We start from the raw sequence: 16,826 nt of genomic DNA on the forward strand, positions 1-16,826 counted from the left end.
TGGCACCGAAGCCGCAGCCCACGGAGATGACTAGATACAATCGTTGCATTCTATGTGAAGGCCCTTTAAGCTGTGATCGACTCTAAAACTTGGATGTGTTTGATTTGCGGTTGGATTTATGACGAAGCAGAGGGTTCACCTGAGCACGGCATTGCACCCAATACACCATGGGATCAGGTTCCGATGAACTGGACCTGCCCCGAGTGTGGGGCCCGCAAGGAAGACTTCGAGATGGTTCAGATTTGAGGCGCACCAGCATCATGTGCTGCTGCGTTGTTTTTTTCTCCATCAGGAGCAGTAACAATTGACTACAACAGGCGCATCTTTCAAAGTGCTCGTGGTGGATGACAGCAACACCATCCGTCGAAGCGCCGAGATTTTTCTCAAGCAGGGGGGGCACGAAGTCTTGTTGGCCGACGACGGCTTTGATGCTTTGGCCAAAGTCAATGATTACCAGCCTCAGCTGATTTTCTGCGACATCCTCATGCCCAAGCTCGACGGGTACCAGACCTGCGCCATCATCAAGCGCAATGCCCGTTTTGCAGATACTCCGGTGGTGATGCTGTCCTCCAAGGATGGTGTATTCGACAAAGCGCGCGGGCGCATGGTCGGCTGCCAGGAATATCTCACCAAACCGTTTACCAAAGACCAGTTGCTGCAAGCCGTGCAGCAATTTGGCAATGCCCAACAAGGAGCGATGTAATGCCCATCCAGAAAGTATTGGTCGTCGACGACTCGAAGACCGAGTTGATGTTTTTGACCGACCTGCTTCAGAAAAAAGGCATGCAGGTACGCACCGCAGAAAATGCCGATGAGGCTTTCCGCCGTCTGGCGGAGGAAAAGCCCGACCTGATCCTCATGGACGTTGTCATGCCCGGCCAAAACGGCTTCCAGCTCACACGTGCCATCACCCGCGACCCGCTGTACGCCGATGTGCCCATCATCATGTGCACCAGCAAGAACCAGGAAACGGATCGCGTCTGGGGGATGCGGCAGGGTGCGCGCGGCTATATCACCAAGCCCGTGGATCCCGCTGAACTGCAGGCCAAAATTGACGCTCTGAACTAAGGCTGCGGCGCGTTCATGGCCAACCGCGAAGCCCTGCGAGAGCTCCAGACCCGACTTGCCAGCCGCCTTCAGGCTGCAAGAACCGAAGGGTCCTCTGTTTCATCCTGGCTGGCTGTCGAGTCGGCCGGGAGTTTTTACTTGCTGCCACTGGGTCAGTCGGGGGAGATCTTTCCCTGGGTCTCGATCCAGGCGGTGCCCTACACCCAGCGGTGGTTTCTGGGTGTGGCCAACCTGCGCGGCGGGCTGGTCGGCGTGGTGGATCTGGCAGGCCTTCTGGGCTCAGCCGCTCCGCGCACGGAGCAGGCCTTGTCGGAAGCCAGCCTGCTGGCCTTCAATGCTGCCCTGGAGGTCAATGCAGCGTTGCTGGTGGATCGCCTTGCGGGCCTGCGTGGGACCGATGCATTTGTGTCTTCTGAGCCGCCCGCCGAGGATTCGCCCGCGTTCTTTGGCACCACCTATATCGATTCCAGCGGCACACGCTGGCAGGAGCTGAACTTGCAGATCCTGTCCCAACATCCCGCTTTCCTGAGCATCAGTGCTTGAGTTTTTCTGTAAGGCTGCACCATGTCCGTCGTCAATCAATTTGGAAAACTGTTCAACCGGAAACCTGCCACGCCGGAAACCGGCGCGACTGCCGGCGCCGCCGACGACGGGCAGGATCTTCTTGCCACGGGTTCGCTGGATGGTGCGCAGCTGCGCGACACCTACCAGGCTGAAGCGATGAACAGCGTGCAGGGCGATCCAGATGGTTATTCGCCGGAACTGGCCGCATCGGACGCAGAGGAAGACTTGATCGCGCTGCCGGTGCTGGGGCGTGCCACGGCCGCCGCTCACCAGCGTCGATTGCTCGCGCTGCTTGGTATCGGTGTGGCGGTTCTCGCGTTGATTGCCTTCTGGGTGCTGCAGCAGGCAGACCGATCAGCTCAGCAGCTTGCGGCTACCGGCCAATCCCTGATGCAATCACAGCGTCTCGCCAAGTCCGTATCTCAGGCCCTGGTGGGTAGTCCCCAGGCCTTCCCGGACGTGGTGGAAAGCTCCGGCGTGCTGGCGCGCAATGTGCGTGCCCTCAACGCGGGTGATGGCGAACTTGGCGTGGAATCCCTGGGCGAGCCCTACAAGCCCGATCTGGACGCCGTGAACCCGCTCATGGAACGTGCCGAGCGCAATGCCAGCGTGGTGATGGGTCAGCAGAAGATCCTGACCCAGGTGGGTGACGCTCTGCGCACCATCAACCGCCAGTCGTCTGACCTGCTGGAAATCGCCGAAACTGTGTCTTCCCTGAAGCTGCAGCAGAACGCCCCGGCCGCTGAAATTTCTGCTGCTGGCCAGCTGGTGATGTTGACCCAGCGTATCGGCAAGTCCGCCAACGAATTCCAGACCATGGAAGGTGTGAGTCCTGAGGCCGTGTTCCTGCTGGGCAAGGACTTGAATTCGTTCAAGGAAATTGCCCAGGGCCTGCTGGACGGCAGCCCGGAACTGCGCCTGGCTGCCACCAAGGATGCCCAGACCCGGGAACAGCTGGAAGCTCTGGTGAAGCTCTATGAGCAGACCCGCACCCAGGCCAGCGCCATTCTGGGCAACCTGCAAGGGCTGGTGTCGGCCCGTGAAGCGCAGTCCGCCATCATTGCTGACAGTGAGCCTCTGCGCCGTCAGCTCGAAGGACTGCAAACCAAACTGTCGGCCCAGACGGGTGTGGGTGGCGGCCAACTGGCAGCTCTTGCGCTTGCTGGTTTGTTTGTGATCTTTTGCGGTGTGGGAATCTCTCGTGTTCAGCTGCTCGACAGCCGTGGCCGCCAGGCGGCTGCTGAAATGCAGCAGAAGGACGCCAAGCGCCAGGAGCAAGAAGCCAAGCGCGTCAACGACGCCAACCAGGCTGCCATTTTGCGTTTGATGAACGAACTGCAATCGGTCGCTGAGGGTGACTTGACGCAAGAAGCCACGGTGACGGAAGACATCACGGGCGCCATTGCTGACTCGGTGAACTACACGGTGGAAGAGCTGCGCCAACTGGTGGGCAGCGTGCAGAACACGGCCACCCGCGTGGCACAAACGACGGCTCAGGTGGACAACACCTCCACCGAACTGCTGGCAGCATCGACCGAGCAACTGCGCGAAATTCGCGAAACCGGCCGCTCGGTGCTCGACATGGCGACCCGCATTAACGAGGTGTCCACACAGGCGCAAGAATCCGCCACGGTGGCCCGCCAGTCGCTGCAAGCGGCTGACTCCGGTCTGCAGGCCGTGCAAAACGCCATCGGCGGTATGAACTCCATCCGTGACCAGATTCAGGACACCTCCAAGCGGATCAAGCGACTGGGCGAATCGTCGCAGGAGATCGGTGAAATCACGGAGCTGATCTCTGACATTACCGAACAGACGAACGTGCTGGCTCTAAACGCAGCCATTCAGGCCGCATCCGCTGGTGAAGCCGGTCGTGGCTTCTCGGTGGTGGCGGAAGAAGTGCAGCGACTGGCCGAACGTTCCGCTGATGCGACGCGCCAGATTTCTGCGCTGGTGAAGGCGATTCAGACCGACACCCAGGATGCCGTGGCCGCTATGGAGCGTTCCACGCAGGGTGTGGTGGAAGGGGCCCGCCTGTCTGACAGCGCCGGTACCGCACTGACCGAGATTGACCGCGTGTCGCGTCGCCTCGCCGAGCTGATTGAGCAGATTTCGTCTTCAACTTCGCGGGAAGCCGTTTTGGCCAACGAAGTGGCCGACAACATCCAGCACATTTTTGCGGTGACCGAGCAGACGGGTGAAGGTACCCGTACCACAGCGCAGCAGGTGCGCGAGCTGTCGCACATGGCTGAGGAACTGCGCCAATCGGTGGCACGGTTCAAGATTGCCTGACGCTGTAGTCATCAACCAGCTGGCTCATAGCAGCCGGGGACGAATCCATGTCATCTATTGATGTCAACAATGCACCGGCCGCGGATGGGACCCAGGGGGATCAGGACCTGGGCCCTTTGGCGTGGGTGCTTGACGAACTGCGCAAATCTCTGGATGGCGCTGTCAAGGCCATGCGCCGTTTTGTGCGAGATGCAGAAGCCGCACGCGAGTCGGATCTTGCAGCGCTGGACGCAGGCCCACTGCGCATCGCTCGCCAGCAGTTGCACCAAGCGTGTGGTGCGCTGGAAATGGTGGGCATGGGCCCTCCAGCTTTGGTCCTGCGCGCCATGGAGTCGGCAGTCCAGAAGTTCGTTCAACGGCCTGAGACCTGCAGCGACGATGCTGCCGCAGTGATTGAGCGTGCGAGCTTTGCGCTCATCGAATACCTGGAAACCGTTCTGGCTGGCAAGGCCGCGTCGCCGGTCGCGTTGTTTCCCCAGTACCGCGATGCCCAGGCCCTGGCAGGTGCAGACCGTGTCCATCCGGCCGATCTGTGGCCCGTGGAACGCCGGTTTCGCGAGCCCGAGGGGGCTGTTGCAGCCACGCCGCTGCCCTACGGGCCTGAGGCGCGTGCTCGCCTGGATGCGGCAGTTCTAAGAATCGTCAAATCCGGCGATCTCAGGGCTTCGTTGAGTTTGCGGGATACCTGCCTGGGATTTGTGGCATCCCAGCAAGACCGCCAGTCCCGCGCTTTCTGGAAGATATGCGCGGGCTTTTTTGAGGCTTTCGGCTCCGGCCTTTTGCCTGCGGACGTCTACGTCAAGCGTGTGGCATCCCGCGTGCTGATGCAGTACTCCACCCTTGCCAAGGGTGACACGACGATTGCAGACCGCTTGGTTCAGGATCTGCTGTTCTTCTGTTCGCAGGCCAAGCCAGCCGAATCCAATGACAGTGCTGCTCCGTCTTTGCAGGCGGTCCGGCAGGCTTTTGCCCTTGATCGGTTCAAGCCGGTGGACTATGAAGCAGCCCGTTTTGGCAGGTTTGATCCTGCCATGCTGGCGCAGGCACGCAAGCGAATAGCTGCTGCCACGGAAACCTGGTCTGCCCTGGCGGGCGGCGACCGCAACAAGCTCAAGCCGGCGGCGGACCAATTCAGTCTGGTCTGCGACTCGCTGCGCAAGCTGCACCCCGGTAGCGAAAGCCTCGCTCAGGCGCTGACCCGCGCGCTGGAATCCACCACCCGCTCGGGTGAACCTCCTTCGGCCGCGCTGGCCATGGAAGTAGCTACCTCGGTCTTGTATCTGCAAGCAGCCTTTGAAGAGCTGGATGCGGACGGCAATCAGATGGAAATCCGCGCGGGCCGACTGGCAGAGCGCCTGGATGCGGTGGGGGCGGGCGCTGAGCCAGAACCTCTCGAGCAATGGATGGAAGAGCTGTACCGCAGGGTCAGCGACAACCAGACCATGGGCAGTGTGGTGGACGAATTGCGCTCCACGCTCGGCGAGGCGGAAAAGGCGCTGGACCAGTTCTTCCGCAGCCCGCAGGACACTGCAGTCCTGGCAACCGTACCGGGGCATCTTGCCCAAATGCGCGGCGTGCTGTCGGTGCTGGGGCTGGACCAGGCATCGCTCGCCGTGGTTCGCATGCGCGACATGGTGGAGCGTTTACTCATCAATGAAGTCCCCGAGTCGGACCGCCAGGGCGTGTTCGAGAAACTGGGCAACAGCTTGGGCGCCCTGGGCTTCCTGATCGACATGCTCAGCTACCAGCGCACCATGGCGCGCAAGCTGTTTGTGTATGACGAGGAACTGGGCGAGTTGCGCATTCTCACGGGCAAGAGTCGGCCGCGTGCCTCGGATGCTTTGGAAGAGACTCCTGCCAAGCTGGAGGAGCGGTCGGCCGTTCCCCTGCCTGACGTGGTGCCGCGTTTTCCTGTGCAGGAGCCGCTCAGCGAGCCGACCGATTTCGGTTCGCTGCCTTCGTTGCCGGACATGCCCGCAGCGACCGCCGCTGAGCCATTGGCTCCCGTAGAGGCGGATTCGCTGGCCCCTGATATTTCGTTCGATCTGCCCGCTGTGGCGGGCAGCGAGCCGGCGCCCTTGCCCCTGGCTGTGGCAGCGCCCGCACCAGCCCCTGCGCAGGTGCCTGAAGTCGAGGACGAATTGCTTGAGGTCTTCCTGGAAGAGGCGCGCGAGGTGGTAGTCAATGGTCTGGCTGCGATCGAGGTGCTGAAGGACGATCCGGGCAACCTGAGTGAGCAGACCACGCTGCGGCGTGCCTTTCACACGCTCAAGGGCAGTTCGCGGATGGTGGGGCTGAACGATTTTGGTGAGGCCGCCTGGTCGATGGAGCAGTTGCTCAATGCCTGGCTGGCTGAGCAAAAGCCCATGCACCCTGGTTTGCTGCAGCTTTCTTCCGACGCGTTGCGGGCCTTCAGCCGCTGGGCGGACGACATTGCGGCGGGCCAAGCCTCTGGCTGGCAACCGGACGCGTTCCGGCAATCTGCGGATGCCATGCGCCTGGATGGAACCCTGTTGCCGCTGGTGTTGCCGTCTGCCGACGGAGAAGCCCCGGTCCTGGCTGAAGTGGCACTTGAGCCTGAGGTGGCTGTGCTGGATGACCTGCCTCCTGAGGTGCCCGCGCCAATGGTTGCAGAAGTTCCGAAGGTCGTGGAAGAAGATCTGGCGATGCCGGACTTCGAAGCCACCGAAATTTTCGACCATGTGCCCGAACTGCCGGCAGAGGCGATCGCTCCAGCCCCCGAGGTGGCCGAGGAGATCGATTTCTCCGTGTTCGCCGCTGCGCTTAATGAGGCGCCTGCTGCTCCTGAAGCTATCGCCCCCTCCAGTGTCGACTTTGTTCTGGATCTCGAACTCCCAGACCTGGAACCTGTCGCGACCGCTCCCGAGGTGGAGGCTCTTTCGCAGGCACCCGTGGTGCCCGACGAACCTGCAGTGGATGAGGCCTTTGTTCTGCCTGTCGAGTCGCTCGATGACATCGAATCCCATGAAGTGCCGAGCGAGACAGAGCCCGAGCATCAGCTGTCGGGTGCCGATGGGTCGGAATCTGTGGGTCAGGATGTACCCGCCGAAGTCATAGAAGCCGCAGAGGCTGTGGCCTTTGAGGCTGCCTCTGAAGTGCCGCAGGCCATCGAAGCCGTGCCGCAGGAGCCGGAAGACAGCGCCAGCGATGAAGCGGTGAAGGTCATTGACACCCTGCGCATTGGCATCCCGCTCTATAACGTTTATCTGAACGAGGCCGACGAGTGGTCGCGCCGATTGGTGACCTGCCTGCAGGAATGGTCGCTGGAGCTGCACGAACCTCTGCCCGATATGGCCGTGGCATTGGCGCACTCGTTGGCGGGCAGCTCGGCCACGGTGGGGTTCAATGCCCTGTCAGAGATGGCCAGGGTGCTCGAACACGCGCTTCAACACGTGACGCTGCAGTCTGGCGGCACACAGGAGCAGGCCCAGGCCTTCATGGCAGCGGCGGAAGACATCCGTCGTTTGCTGCACCAGTTTGCGGCAGGTTTCCTCAAGGAACCAAGTCAGGAGGTGCTGGAGCAGCTGCGCCAGATCCTGCAAACCGAGGTGGACAACACCTTGTCACCGCCTGAAGAGGAGGCTGCAGACGAGTTGTTGTCGGTGCAGGACCAGACTGCTCCGGTGGAAGCAGAAGTGGTGCAGCCACTGCCACCTGCCGAACCCGAGCCGGACCTGCAAGCCATGCCTGAGCCTGCGGCTGTTGTGGGCCCCAAAGGGCATGTGGCCCCTGCTTTGTCGGCCGTCATCCACGACCACGATCAGCGTATTGATGATGCGATCGCCCATGCTGTGGCGCTTGGCTCGGATGTGGACGACGATATCGATGCGATTGACGTTATCGACCCGGATCTGTTCCCGATCTTTGAGGAAGAGGCTGCCGAGCTGTTGCCACAGCTTGGTGGTGCGCTGCGCCAATGGGCCTCGCGTCCCGACAACCTTGGTGCCCGCAGTGAAGTGCTGCGTGCGTTGCACACCCTCAAGGGAAGTTCGCGCTTGGCAGGTGCCATGCGCCTGGGTGAGATGGCCCACCGGCTGGAATCCGCCATCGAGCAGCTTGACGCTGAGACGGTGACATCCGATCAAATCGAGCCTTTGCAGGGTAGTTTTGACGGCATCCAGGCGAACTTTGATGCGCTGCGTGCGATTGGCCAGGGGCCCGCCGATACGGTGGTTTCTCTGCCCGTGGAAACACCGCGCAGCCAGCCTGAAGCCTCCGAGGCCCCATCAGCTCCAGTGCCAGCAGCAGCACCCGCGTCTGCCGTGTCCTCTGCTCCGGCGGTGCGCCTGCCTGGTCCTTCGCAGCTCGCGCCTTTGCGTGTTGCTGCTAACCAGTCGGTGCGGGTGCGTGCCCAGTTGCTGGACCGGTTGGTCAATCAGGCGGGTGAGGTGATGATCAGCCGCTCGCGCCTGGATGTGCGGCTGGGTCAGTTCCGCAGCTCGCTGACTGACCTGTCGGGCAATTTGGACCGTCTGCGCCAGCAATTGCGGGACATCGAGCTGCAAGCTGAGTCGCAGATGCAGTCGCGCCTGGCCCTGTCGAAGGACTCGGCGGCGGGCTTTGATCCGCTGGAGTTTGACCGCTTTACCCGTGTGCAGGAGCTCACACGCATGATGGCCGAGTCGGTGAACGACGTGGCCACCGTGCAGCGCAACCTGCAGCGTGCCATGGAAGGTGCAGAAGACGACCTGATTGCCCAAGGCCGCCAGGCGCGGGAGCTGCAGCGCGACTTGCTGCGCACCCGCATGGTGGAGTTCGAAGGCATTGCTGAACGTCTGTATGCCGTGGTGCGCCAGGCCTCCAAGGAAACCAACAAGCAGATCAAGCTCGACATCACCGGCGGCTCCATTGAGATGGACCGTGGTGTGCTGGACCGCATGACCCCCGCGTTCGAGCATCTGTTGCGCAACTGCGTGGCCCATGGCATTGAAGATCCGCAGGTGCGCACGGCCGCAGGCAAGCCTGCATCGGGCACGATCACTGTGGAGTTGCACCACGAAGGCAACGACGTGTCGGTGGAGTTCCGGGATGACGGTGCCGGACTGAACCTGCCCCGTATCCGTGAAAAGGCGTTGGCGCAGGGCATTGTGGCGCCCGATACCGAGTTGAGCGATGCCGAAGCTGCCAACCTGATTTTCATGCCCGGGTTCTCCACGGCTTCCGAGGTGACCGGCTTGGCAGGGCGTGGTATTGGCATGGACGTGGTGCGTGCCGAGATCAATGCACTGGGCGGTCGGATCGAGACCTCGACAGAAGCTGGCAAGGGCGCGGCCTTCCGCATGGTCCTTCCTTTGACCACGGCGGTGACGCAGGTGGTGATGCTGCGCGCGGGTGACCTCGCGATCGGCGTGCCGGCCAACGTGGTCGAGATCGTTCGGCGCACGTCTGCGGCAGACCTGGAGGTTGCATACCGCACGGGCCATTTTGATGACGGCATGGAGCAACTGCCTTTCTTCTGGGCTGGAGCGCTCCTGCAGGCTTCTTCCCGCAGCAACGAACCTGCTGGAAAGACGCGCCCTGTGGTGATCTTCCGCAGCGCATCGCAGCGCATCGCCATGCACGTGGACGAAGTTCTGGGCAACCAGGAAGTCGTGGTGAAGAACCTGGGTCCGCAACTGTCCCGTTTGCCCGGCTTGGCCGGCATGTCGGTGCTGGCGTCGGGTGCTGTGGTGCTGATCTACAACCCCGTGGCGCTGGCGACGGTGTATGGCGATCAGGTGCGTGCCGCCAGCGCCGGTCTGCCTTCAGTGCTGGAGGCCGATGGCTCTTCGGGTGCGGGCAAGTCGGTCGTCTCGCCCCAATTGGCGGGCCCCAGCCAGGTGCCCCTGGTTCTGGTGGTGGACGATTCGATCACGGTGCGCCGGGTTACGCAGCGTTTGCTGCAGCGCGAAGGCTATCGTGTGGCGCTCGCGGCCGATGGCTTGCAAGCACTGGAGCGTCTGCAGGAAGAGCGCCCCACCGTTGTGCTGTCCGACATCGAAATGCCACGCATGGACGGGTTCGACTTGGCGCGGAACATCCGTGCAGACGGTGCCCTGCGCGACCTGCCCATCATCATGATCACGTCGCGCATCGCTGAAAAGCACCGCGAGCATGCGATGGAGCTGGGCGTTAACCATTACCTGGGCAAGCCTTACTCCGACGAAGAACTGCTGAGCCTCATTCAGCACTACGCCCGCATCGCGGCAACCGCAGAGGCCTAGCCAGCATGCATGTGCACCACAGGTCTGCCTTGAACCGGCGGGCCTGTGGCCTGCCAATATTCCTGTTGGTGCGGGCCACGGCCACGGCAGCTTCCCTTTGGAGGCTGTTCTGATGGAGCCGACGGCAACTGTTCCTTCTCCGGACCCTCGCCTCCTGGCTTGTCTGGCTGTGGTGGTGCGGGAAAGGGCCTCTGATCTATTCATCATGGCGGGTGCACCACCCACGCTCAAGCGGCAGGGCGTGTTTGTGGCCATGGGGCAGCAGCAGCTGTCCGCCGACGATGTCAGGCAGATGGCGTATTCCATCCTCCGCGAAACGCAGCGGCAGGAGTTCGATGCCACCATGGAGTGCGACCTGTCCTTGCAGACCCCGGAGGGCGAGCGGTTTCGTGTGAATGTGCACCGGCAGCGTGGGCAGGTAGGCATGGTGATCCGCCATGTTATTGCCCAGATCCCCAGCCTGGCAGCGCTCGGCCTTCCGCCAGTGCTCCAGCAACTGGCGTTTCTCAAAGGGGGGCTGGTGCTCACGGTAGGGTCGGCGGGTTCTGGCAAGACCACCACGTTGGCCGCGCTGCTGGACCACCGCAATGCCCACACGGGCGGGCATATCCTGACGGTGGAAGACCCCATCGAATACCTTCATACCCACAAGAAGTCACTCGTGACACAGCGCGAGGTGGGGCTCGATACGCTTTCCTATGACGAGGCCCTGCGTCGCGCGATGCGGGAAGCGCCGAACGTGATCATGATTGGTGAAATCCGCGACCGGGCCACCATGCAGCACGCGCTGCACTATGCCGAGTCCGGCCACCTGTGTGTTTCCACACTGCATGCCAACAATGCGAACCAGGCGGTGCAGCGCATTGTGAATTTCTTCCCCGAAGACGCCCACCGCCAATTGCTCATGGACCTGTCCCTCAACCTGCGCGCTGTCGTAGCGCAGCGCCTGGTGGCGGGGCTGGCGGGTGGCCTGGTGCCTGCCACCGAGATCATGCTGCTCACGCCCTATGTGGCCGAGCTGATCCAGAAGGGGCAGATCGACGAACTCAAGACCGCCATTACCCGCAGCGCAGAGCAAGGCATGTGGAGCTTCGACCAATCCTTGCTGGCCATGGTCGAGTCCGGTGCCATATCGCCCGAAGAAGCGATTGCCAATGCCGATAACCGCACCGATGTGCGGCTGCGCCTTCGGCTGGCGGCGGGGGCGCCGCTGGGTGGTGAGGGCATGCAGATGAGCCCGGATGAGCCCGCTGGGCCCGACAGCGTTCCACCGCCTGCCACCCGCCGGTGAGTGCGGGGATCAGGCCGCAGCAGACTTTACGACCGCATACCGCTCCAGGGTGCGGTGCCGCGCTGCGTCGTGCTCCACCACCGGCAGCGGGTAGGTATCCCCCAGCCGCACTCCCGCATCCTGCAACTCCAGCGGGCGCGCCAGCCAGGGCGCGTGCAACGCCTTGGTAGGCAAACTCGCCAGCTGCGGCAGATAGCGGCGGATGAACTTGCCCTCGGGGTCGAACTTTTCACTCTGGCTCACGGGGTTGAAGATGCGGAAATAGGGCTGGGCATCGCACCCGCTGGAGCTGGCCCACTGCCAGCCACCGTTGTTGGCGGCCAGATCGAAGTCATTGAGGTGTGTGGCGAAATAGGCTTCGCCCCAGCGCCAGTCGATGCCCAGATCCTTGACCAGGAAGCTCGCCACCACCATGCGCAAGCGGTTGTGCATGTAGCCCGTCTGGTTGATCTGCGCCATGGCCGCATCCACCAGCGGGTAGCCCGTGCGTCCCTCACACCAGGCGGCAAACAGGGTGTTGGCCTCGGGGCCTGATTCCCACTGGATCGCGTCATACGCGGGCTTGAAACTGTGGCCCACCACATGGGGATGGTGGTGCAGGATCTGAAAGTAGAAGTCCCGCCAGATCAGCTCGCTGAGCCAGGTGGCGGCGCCCGGGTTGCCTTGCAGCATCAGCCCGTGCGCGGTGCGGGCCAGCAGGCGCGGCGAGATGGTGCCAAAACGCAGGTGCACGCTGAGGTAGCTGGGGCCTTTGACAGCTGGAAAGTTGCGCGTGTCCTCGTACCGCTCGATGCGGCCCAGGAAGTCGTTGAACAGCCGCAGCGCGCCGCTGGCGCCCGTGGGCAGATTGAGCTGCGATAGGGCCGTGGCCTCAAAACCCAGGCGTGCCAGGGTGGGCACCGCTTGGCAGTGCGCCTGCGGGCGCGGTGCCAACCGGTGTGCGTGGCGCTCCACGGGGTAGCCGGTGAGTTGAAACGCATCCACCTTCTTGAGCCAGGCGTTCTTGTACGGTGTGAACACGCTGTACGGATTGCCGGTCTGCGTCAGCACCTCGCTGCGTTCCAGAATGGTGTGGTCCTTGAAGGTGTGAAATGCCCTTCCGGCAGCGGCCAACCGTGTGCGCACCAGTCGGTCGCGTTCCAGGGCCTGGGGCTCGTCATCGTGGTTGGCAAACACGGCCTGCACGCCCAGGGCGTTGGCCAGTTCTGGAATGGCATCACTGGCCACTGCATGCAGCACGATGAGGCCACCCTGTTCATGCCCGGAAAGCGTTCGCAGCGTTTCATCCAGCTCCACGAGCGACTCGCGGATGAACTCCACCCGCCGGTCAGCCCGGGGCAGGGCGTCGATGATTTCGCGGTCAAAAACAAAGGCGCAGTGCACCTCCTGGCATTGAGTCAGTGCGCGGTAAAGAGCGGCCTGATCGTTCGCGCGCAGGTCGCGGCGGAACCAGACCAGACCGCTGGGGTACGAGGGCTCGGAGGAGGGGGCCATGTTCACCGTTAAAATTGCCGAATGTCTTTCGATTCTGCGCCCATCAACCTGACGCATCACTTCCTGATTGCGATGCCCGGTCTGGAAGATGAGTCTTTCTCGCGCAGCGTCGTTTACCTGTGCGAGCACAGCGAACGCGGTGCACTCGGCCTCATCATCAACAAGCCTTCTGACATCACCCTCAAAGGCCTTTTTGACAAGGTAGACCTGTCCCTGCGGCGCGAAGATCTCACCCAGGAACCTGTTTTCCAAGGCGGCCCGGTGCAGACCGAGCGCGGTTTTGTGTTGCATGAGCCCATGCTCATGGACAAGGCAGAAACCGATGAATCGGCATATGCCTCCACCATGACCATCCCCGGCGGGCTGGAGATGACCACCTCCAAGGACGTGCTCGAAGCGCTGTCCACGGGCGCAGGCCCGCGCCGCGTGCTCATCACGCTGGGGTATTCGTCCTGGGGTGAGGGCCAGCTTGAATCGGAGCTGGCCGAGAACGCCTGGCTCACCGTGGCGGCCGATCTGTCCGTGATCTTCGACACCCCTGTGCCCGAGCGCTACGACCGGGCCCTTTCGCTGCTGGGCCTCAAGGCCTGGATGTTGTCGCCCGAGGCGGGGCACGCATGACCGGCCTGCCCGTTCAGCCCGCCGTTCCTGCGCATTTTCAGACCTTTCTTGCTTTCGATTTTGGCCTCAAGCGCACGGGGGTCGCCACGGGCAACCGCATGTTGCGCAGCGCCACGCCGCAGGCCACCATCAAGGCCGAGGGCGACGCCCGTTTTGTGCAGGTGGCGCAGCGCATCAAGGAGTGGCAGCCCGACGCCCTCGTGATCGGCGTGCCCTACCACCCTGACGGCGCGAGCCATGAGAACACCGAGCGCGCGCTCAAGTTCGGCCGCCAGCTGCGCGGCCGCTTTGGTTTGCAGGTGTTCGAGGTTGACGAGCGTTACAGCACCACCGAAGCCATCGCAGGTGGCGCCAAGGATGCCGACGCCGCTTCGGCCTGCATCATCCTGGAACAGTTTTTGAGGAATCTCCCATGACCACCCCCTCCCCCGGAGTGTCCGGCAGCCTGGTGCTTGATGCTGAGGCGCTGTACCGCGAACTGCTGCGCGGAGTGCGCAGCATGCTGACCCCCACCACGCGCCTGGCGGGCATTGCCTCGGGCGGCGCCTGGCTGGCCGAGCGCCTGCAAAAAGACCTGGGCCTCGAAGGGCCCGCAGGCGTGCTGTCGTCGGTGATGCACCGCGACGACTTCGCCCAGCGTGGCCTGTCGGCCAGCGCGCAGACCGCGCTGCCGTTCGATGTGAACGGTGCCGACGTGCTGGTGCTCGACGACGTGCTCTACACCGGCCGCACCATCCGCGCCGTGCTCAACGAGCTGTTCGACTACGGTCGCCCCGCCAGCGTGCGCCTGGCCGTGCTGGTGGACCGGGGTGGGCGCGAGCTGCCCGTGCAGGCCGACTTTGCCGCCGCGCGTGTGGCCCTGCCTGCCGCCCAGTCGCTGGCCCTGGCGCGTGACGACAGCGGCATCTTCCAATTCCAAGTCAAAGAGGCCTGACCGTGCTGCACAAGCGCAACCCCCAACTCAACGGCAACGGCGAACTCATCCACCTGCTGTCCATCGAAGGCCTGCCGCGCGACATCGTCACGCACATCCTCGACACGGCGGCCAACTTCGTGAGCGTGAACGACCGCGAAGTGAAGAAGGTGCCCCTCCTGCGCGGCAAGAGCGTGTTCAACCTGTTTTTCGAGAACAGCACGCGCACCCGCACCACCTTCGAGATCGCGGCCAAGCGCCTGTCGGCCGACGTGCTCAACCTCGACATCGCGCGCAGCTCGGCCAGCAAGGGCGAGTCGCTGCTCGACACCATCGCCAACCTCTCGGCCATGGCGGCCGACCTGTTCGTGGTGCGGCACAGCGAGTCGGGCGCGCCCTACCTCATCGCGCAGCATGTGGCGCCCCATGTGCATGTGATCAATGCGGGCGACGGCCGGCATGCCCACCCCACGCAGGGGCTGTTGGACATGTACACCATCCGCCACTACAAGAAGGACTTCAGCAACCTTACTGTGGCGATCGTGGGCGACGTGCTGCACTCGCGCGTGGCGCGTTCTGACATCCACGGCCTCACCACATTGGGCTGCGCCGAAGTGCGCGTGGTGGGCCCGCGCACGCTGGTGCCCAGCGACATGGCGCAAATGGGCGTGCGCGTGTGCCACACGCTCGAAGAGGGCATCAAGGATGCCGACGTGGTCATCATGCTGAGGCTGCAGAACGAGCGCATGAGCGGCGCCCTGCTGCCGTCGAGCCAGGAGTATTTCAAGAGCTTCGGCCTCACGCAGGAGAAGCTGCAACTGGCCAAGCCCGACGCCATCGTCATGCACCCCGGCCCCATCAACCGCGGCGTGGAAATCGACTCCGCCGTGGTCGATGGCAAGCAGAGCGTGATCCTGCCGCAGGTGACTTTCGGTATTGCGGTCCGTATGGCTGTCATGTCCATCGTTGCTGGTAACGAAGCATGACGCTTGGAATAAATGCTCCTGTTTTCATAGCTGCTAGCGCTTATCCAATAAGCGCTAGCAGTCAATTTGGCTTGAAATCATGAAGATACTGATCCAGAACGGCCGTGTGATCGATCCCGCTTCGGGGCTTGACCAGACCTGCGACATCGCGCTGGCGGCAGGCCGCATCGTGAGCGTCAACCGCGTGCCCCCCGACTTTGCGCCCAACCGCACCATCAATGCTGCTGGCTGCATCGTGTTGCCCGGCCTGGTGGACCTGGCGGCGCGCCTGCGCGAGCCCGGCCACGAACACGAAGGCATGCTCGAATCCGAAATGGCCGCCGCCGTGGCCGGTGGCGTGACCAGCCTGGTCTGCCCGCCCGACACCGACCCCGTGCTCGACGAGCCGGGCCTGGTCGAGATGCTCAAGTTCCGCGCCGAGAAGTTGCACCAGGCGCGCCTGTTCCCTCTGGGGGCCCTCACGCGCAACCTTGCAGGCGAGGTGCTGACCGAGATGGCCGAGCTGACCGAATCCGGCTGCGTGGGCTTTGGCCAGGCCGAGGTGCCGCTGGCCAGCACCCAGGTGCTGCAGCGCGCGCTGCAATACGCCGCCACCTTTGGCTACACCGTGTGGCTGCGCCCGCAGGAGATGCACCTGGGCAAGGGCGTGGCTGCCAGCGGCCCGCTGGCCACGCGCCTGGGCCTGTCGGGCGTGCCCGTGGCGGCCGAGACCATTGCGCTGCACACCATTTTTGAACTGCTCAAGACCACCGGCGCCCGTGTGCACCTGTGCCGCATCAGCAGTGCTGCCGGTGTCGAGTTGCTGCGCCGCGCCAAGGCCGAGGGCCTGAAGGTGACGGCCGATGTCAGCATCAACTCGCTGCACCTCACCGACGTGGACATCGGCTTCTTCGACAGCCGCGCCCGCCTGTCGCCCCCGCTGCGCCAGCAGCGCGACCGCGATGCGCTGAACGCTGCGCTGGCCGACGGCACCATCGACGCCCTGGTGTCTGACCACACGCCGGTCGATGAAGACGCCAAGACCTTGCCATTCGCCGAAGCCGAGCCCGGCGCCACGGGGCTGGAGCTGCTGCTGTCGCTCGCGCTCAAGTGGTCGCAGGACAGCGTTGTGCCCCTGCAGCGTGCGCTCGCCACCGTCACGTCTGAACCCGCGCGCGTGCTCGGCAGCGCCCTGGGCACACTGCAGGCCAGCGTCGGCCAGATCGTGGAAGGTGGCGTGGGCGACCTGTGCGTCTTTGACCCGCAGGCGGCGTGGACGGTGCAGGACGACGCATTGCGCAGCCAAGGCAAACACACCCCGTTCTCGGGCTACGAACTGCCTGGCTGTGTGCGCATGACCCTCGTCGGTGGCCAGGTGGCTTTTGACCGGGGTTGAG

The 16,826-nt window shown here is 63.3% G+C and carries 13 protein-coding genes; 12 read left to right on the forward strand and 1 reads right to left on the reverse strand.

The features are described from left to right. Window positions 1-72: 72 nt before the first annotated feature. The 7 genes from AC2YJX_RS23125 to AC2YJX_RS23155 all read left to right on the forward strand — a co-directional run bounded on the left by AC2YJX_RS23125 (window position 73) and on the right by AC2YJX_RS23155 (window position 11,436). The gene (locus tag AC2YJX_RS23125) at window positions 73-246 is read left to right on the forward strand and encodes a rubredoxin (RefSeq protein WP_008903269.1); all 174 of its coding nucleotides are present in this window, start codon (window positions 73-75) and stop codon (window positions 244-246) included. A 58-nt stretch (window positions 247-304) separates the two neighbouring features. Then, window positions 305-703 (forward strand): response regulator, encoded by a 399-nt coding sequence (locus AC2YJX_RS23130; protein ID WP_034692846.1) that lies wholly within the window; start codon window positions 305-307, stop codon window positions 701-703. Beyond that, window positions 703-1,068, forward strand: a complete 366-nt coding sequence (locus AC2YJX_RS23135; protein WP_010459520.1) for a response regulator — start codon at window positions 703-705, stop codon at window positions 1,066-1,068. The genes AC2YJX_RS23130 and AC2YJX_RS23135 overlap by 1 nt, the downstream gene beginning before the upstream one ends. 15 nt (window positions 1,069-1,083) lie before the next feature. Continuing rightward, a complete protein-coding gene (locus AC2YJX_RS23140) occupies window positions 1,084-1,611 on the forward strand; it encodes a chemotaxis protein CheW (RefSeq protein WP_055393363.1) in 528 nt (175 codons plus the stop codon). Window positions 1,612-1,632: 21 nt separating this feature from the next. Further along, window positions 1,633-3,921 carry a methyl-accepting chemotaxis protein gene (locus AC2YJX_RS23145; RefSeq protein WP_055393361.1) on the forward strand — a complete coding sequence of 763 codons (2,289 nt, stop codon included), beginning with the start codon at window positions 1,633-1,635 and terminating at the stop codon, window positions 3,919-3,921. Between the two features lie 47 nt (window positions 3,922-3,968). Then, a complete protein-coding gene (locus AC2YJX_RS23150; protein WP_487257385.1) occupies window positions 3,969-10,145 on the forward strand; it encodes a hybrid sensor histidine kinase/response regulator in 6,177 nt (2,058 codons plus the stop codon). 112 nt (window positions 10,146-10,257) lie between these two features. After that, entirely contained in the window at window positions 10,258-11,436 is a 1,179-nt protein-coding gene (locus AC2YJX_RS23155; protein WP_055393357.1) for a PilT/PilU family type 4a pilus ATPase, read from the forward strand. A 9-nt stretch (window positions 11,437-11,445) separates the two neighbouring features. Here the strand turns inward: AC2YJX_RS23155 and AC2YJX_RS23160 are convergent, their stop codons facing one another. Then, window positions 11,446-12,930, reverse strand: coding sequence for a cryptochrome/photolyase family protein (locus tag AC2YJX_RS23160; RefSeq protein WP_176886962.1), 1,485 nt, complete (start codon window positions 12,928-12,930; stop codon window positions 11,446-11,448). 21 nt (window positions 12,931-12,951) lie between these two features. Between AC2YJX_RS23160 and AC2YJX_RS23165 the strand changes: the two genes are divergently transcribed. The 5 genes from AC2YJX_RS23165 (at window position 12,952) to AC2YJX_RS23185 (ending at window position 16,825) form a co-directional block, all read left to right on the forward strand. Then, complete coding sequence (locus AC2YJX_RS23165; RefSeq protein ID WP_055393353.1) at window positions 12,952-13,551, forward strand: YqgE/AlgH family protein; 600 nt, start codon at window positions 12,952-12,954, stop codon at window positions 13,549-13,551. Next, on the forward strand, window positions 13,548-13,967 hold the full coding sequence (gene ruvX, locus AC2YJX_RS23170) for a Holliday junction resolvase RuvX (RefSeq protein ID WP_121505516.1): 420 nt from the start codon (window positions 13,548-13,550) through the stop codon (window positions 13,965-13,967). The genes AC2YJX_RS23165 and ruvX overlap by 4 nt, the downstream gene beginning before the upstream one ends. After that, window positions 13,964-14,485: a bifunctional pyr operon transcriptional regulator/uracil phosphoribosyltransferase PyrR gene (gene pyrR / locus AC2YJX_RS23175; protein ID WP_055393349.1), complete on the forward strand. Its 522-nt coding sequence runs from the start codon at window positions 13,964-13,966 to the stop codon at window positions 14,483-14,485. The genes ruvX and pyrR overlap by 4 nt, the downstream gene beginning before the upstream one ends. Window positions 14,486-14,487: 2 nt before the next feature. Further along, window positions 14,488-15,450: an aspartate carbamoyltransferase catalytic subunit gene (locus tag AC2YJX_RS23180; RefSeq protein WP_008903259.1), complete on the forward strand. Its 963-nt coding sequence runs from the start codon at window positions 14,488-14,490 to the stop codon at window positions 15,448-15,450. A gap of 79 nt (window positions 15,451-15,529) precedes the next feature. Next, window positions 15,530-16,825 (forward strand): dihydroorotase, encoded by a 1,296-nt coding sequence (locus tag AC2YJX_RS23185; RefSeq protein ID WP_487257386.1) that lies wholly within the window; start codon window positions 15,530-15,532, stop codon window positions 16,823-16,825. Window position 16,826: the final 1 nt, after the last annotated feature.

Source organism: Acidovorax sp. SRI_002, assembly GCF_057586455.1.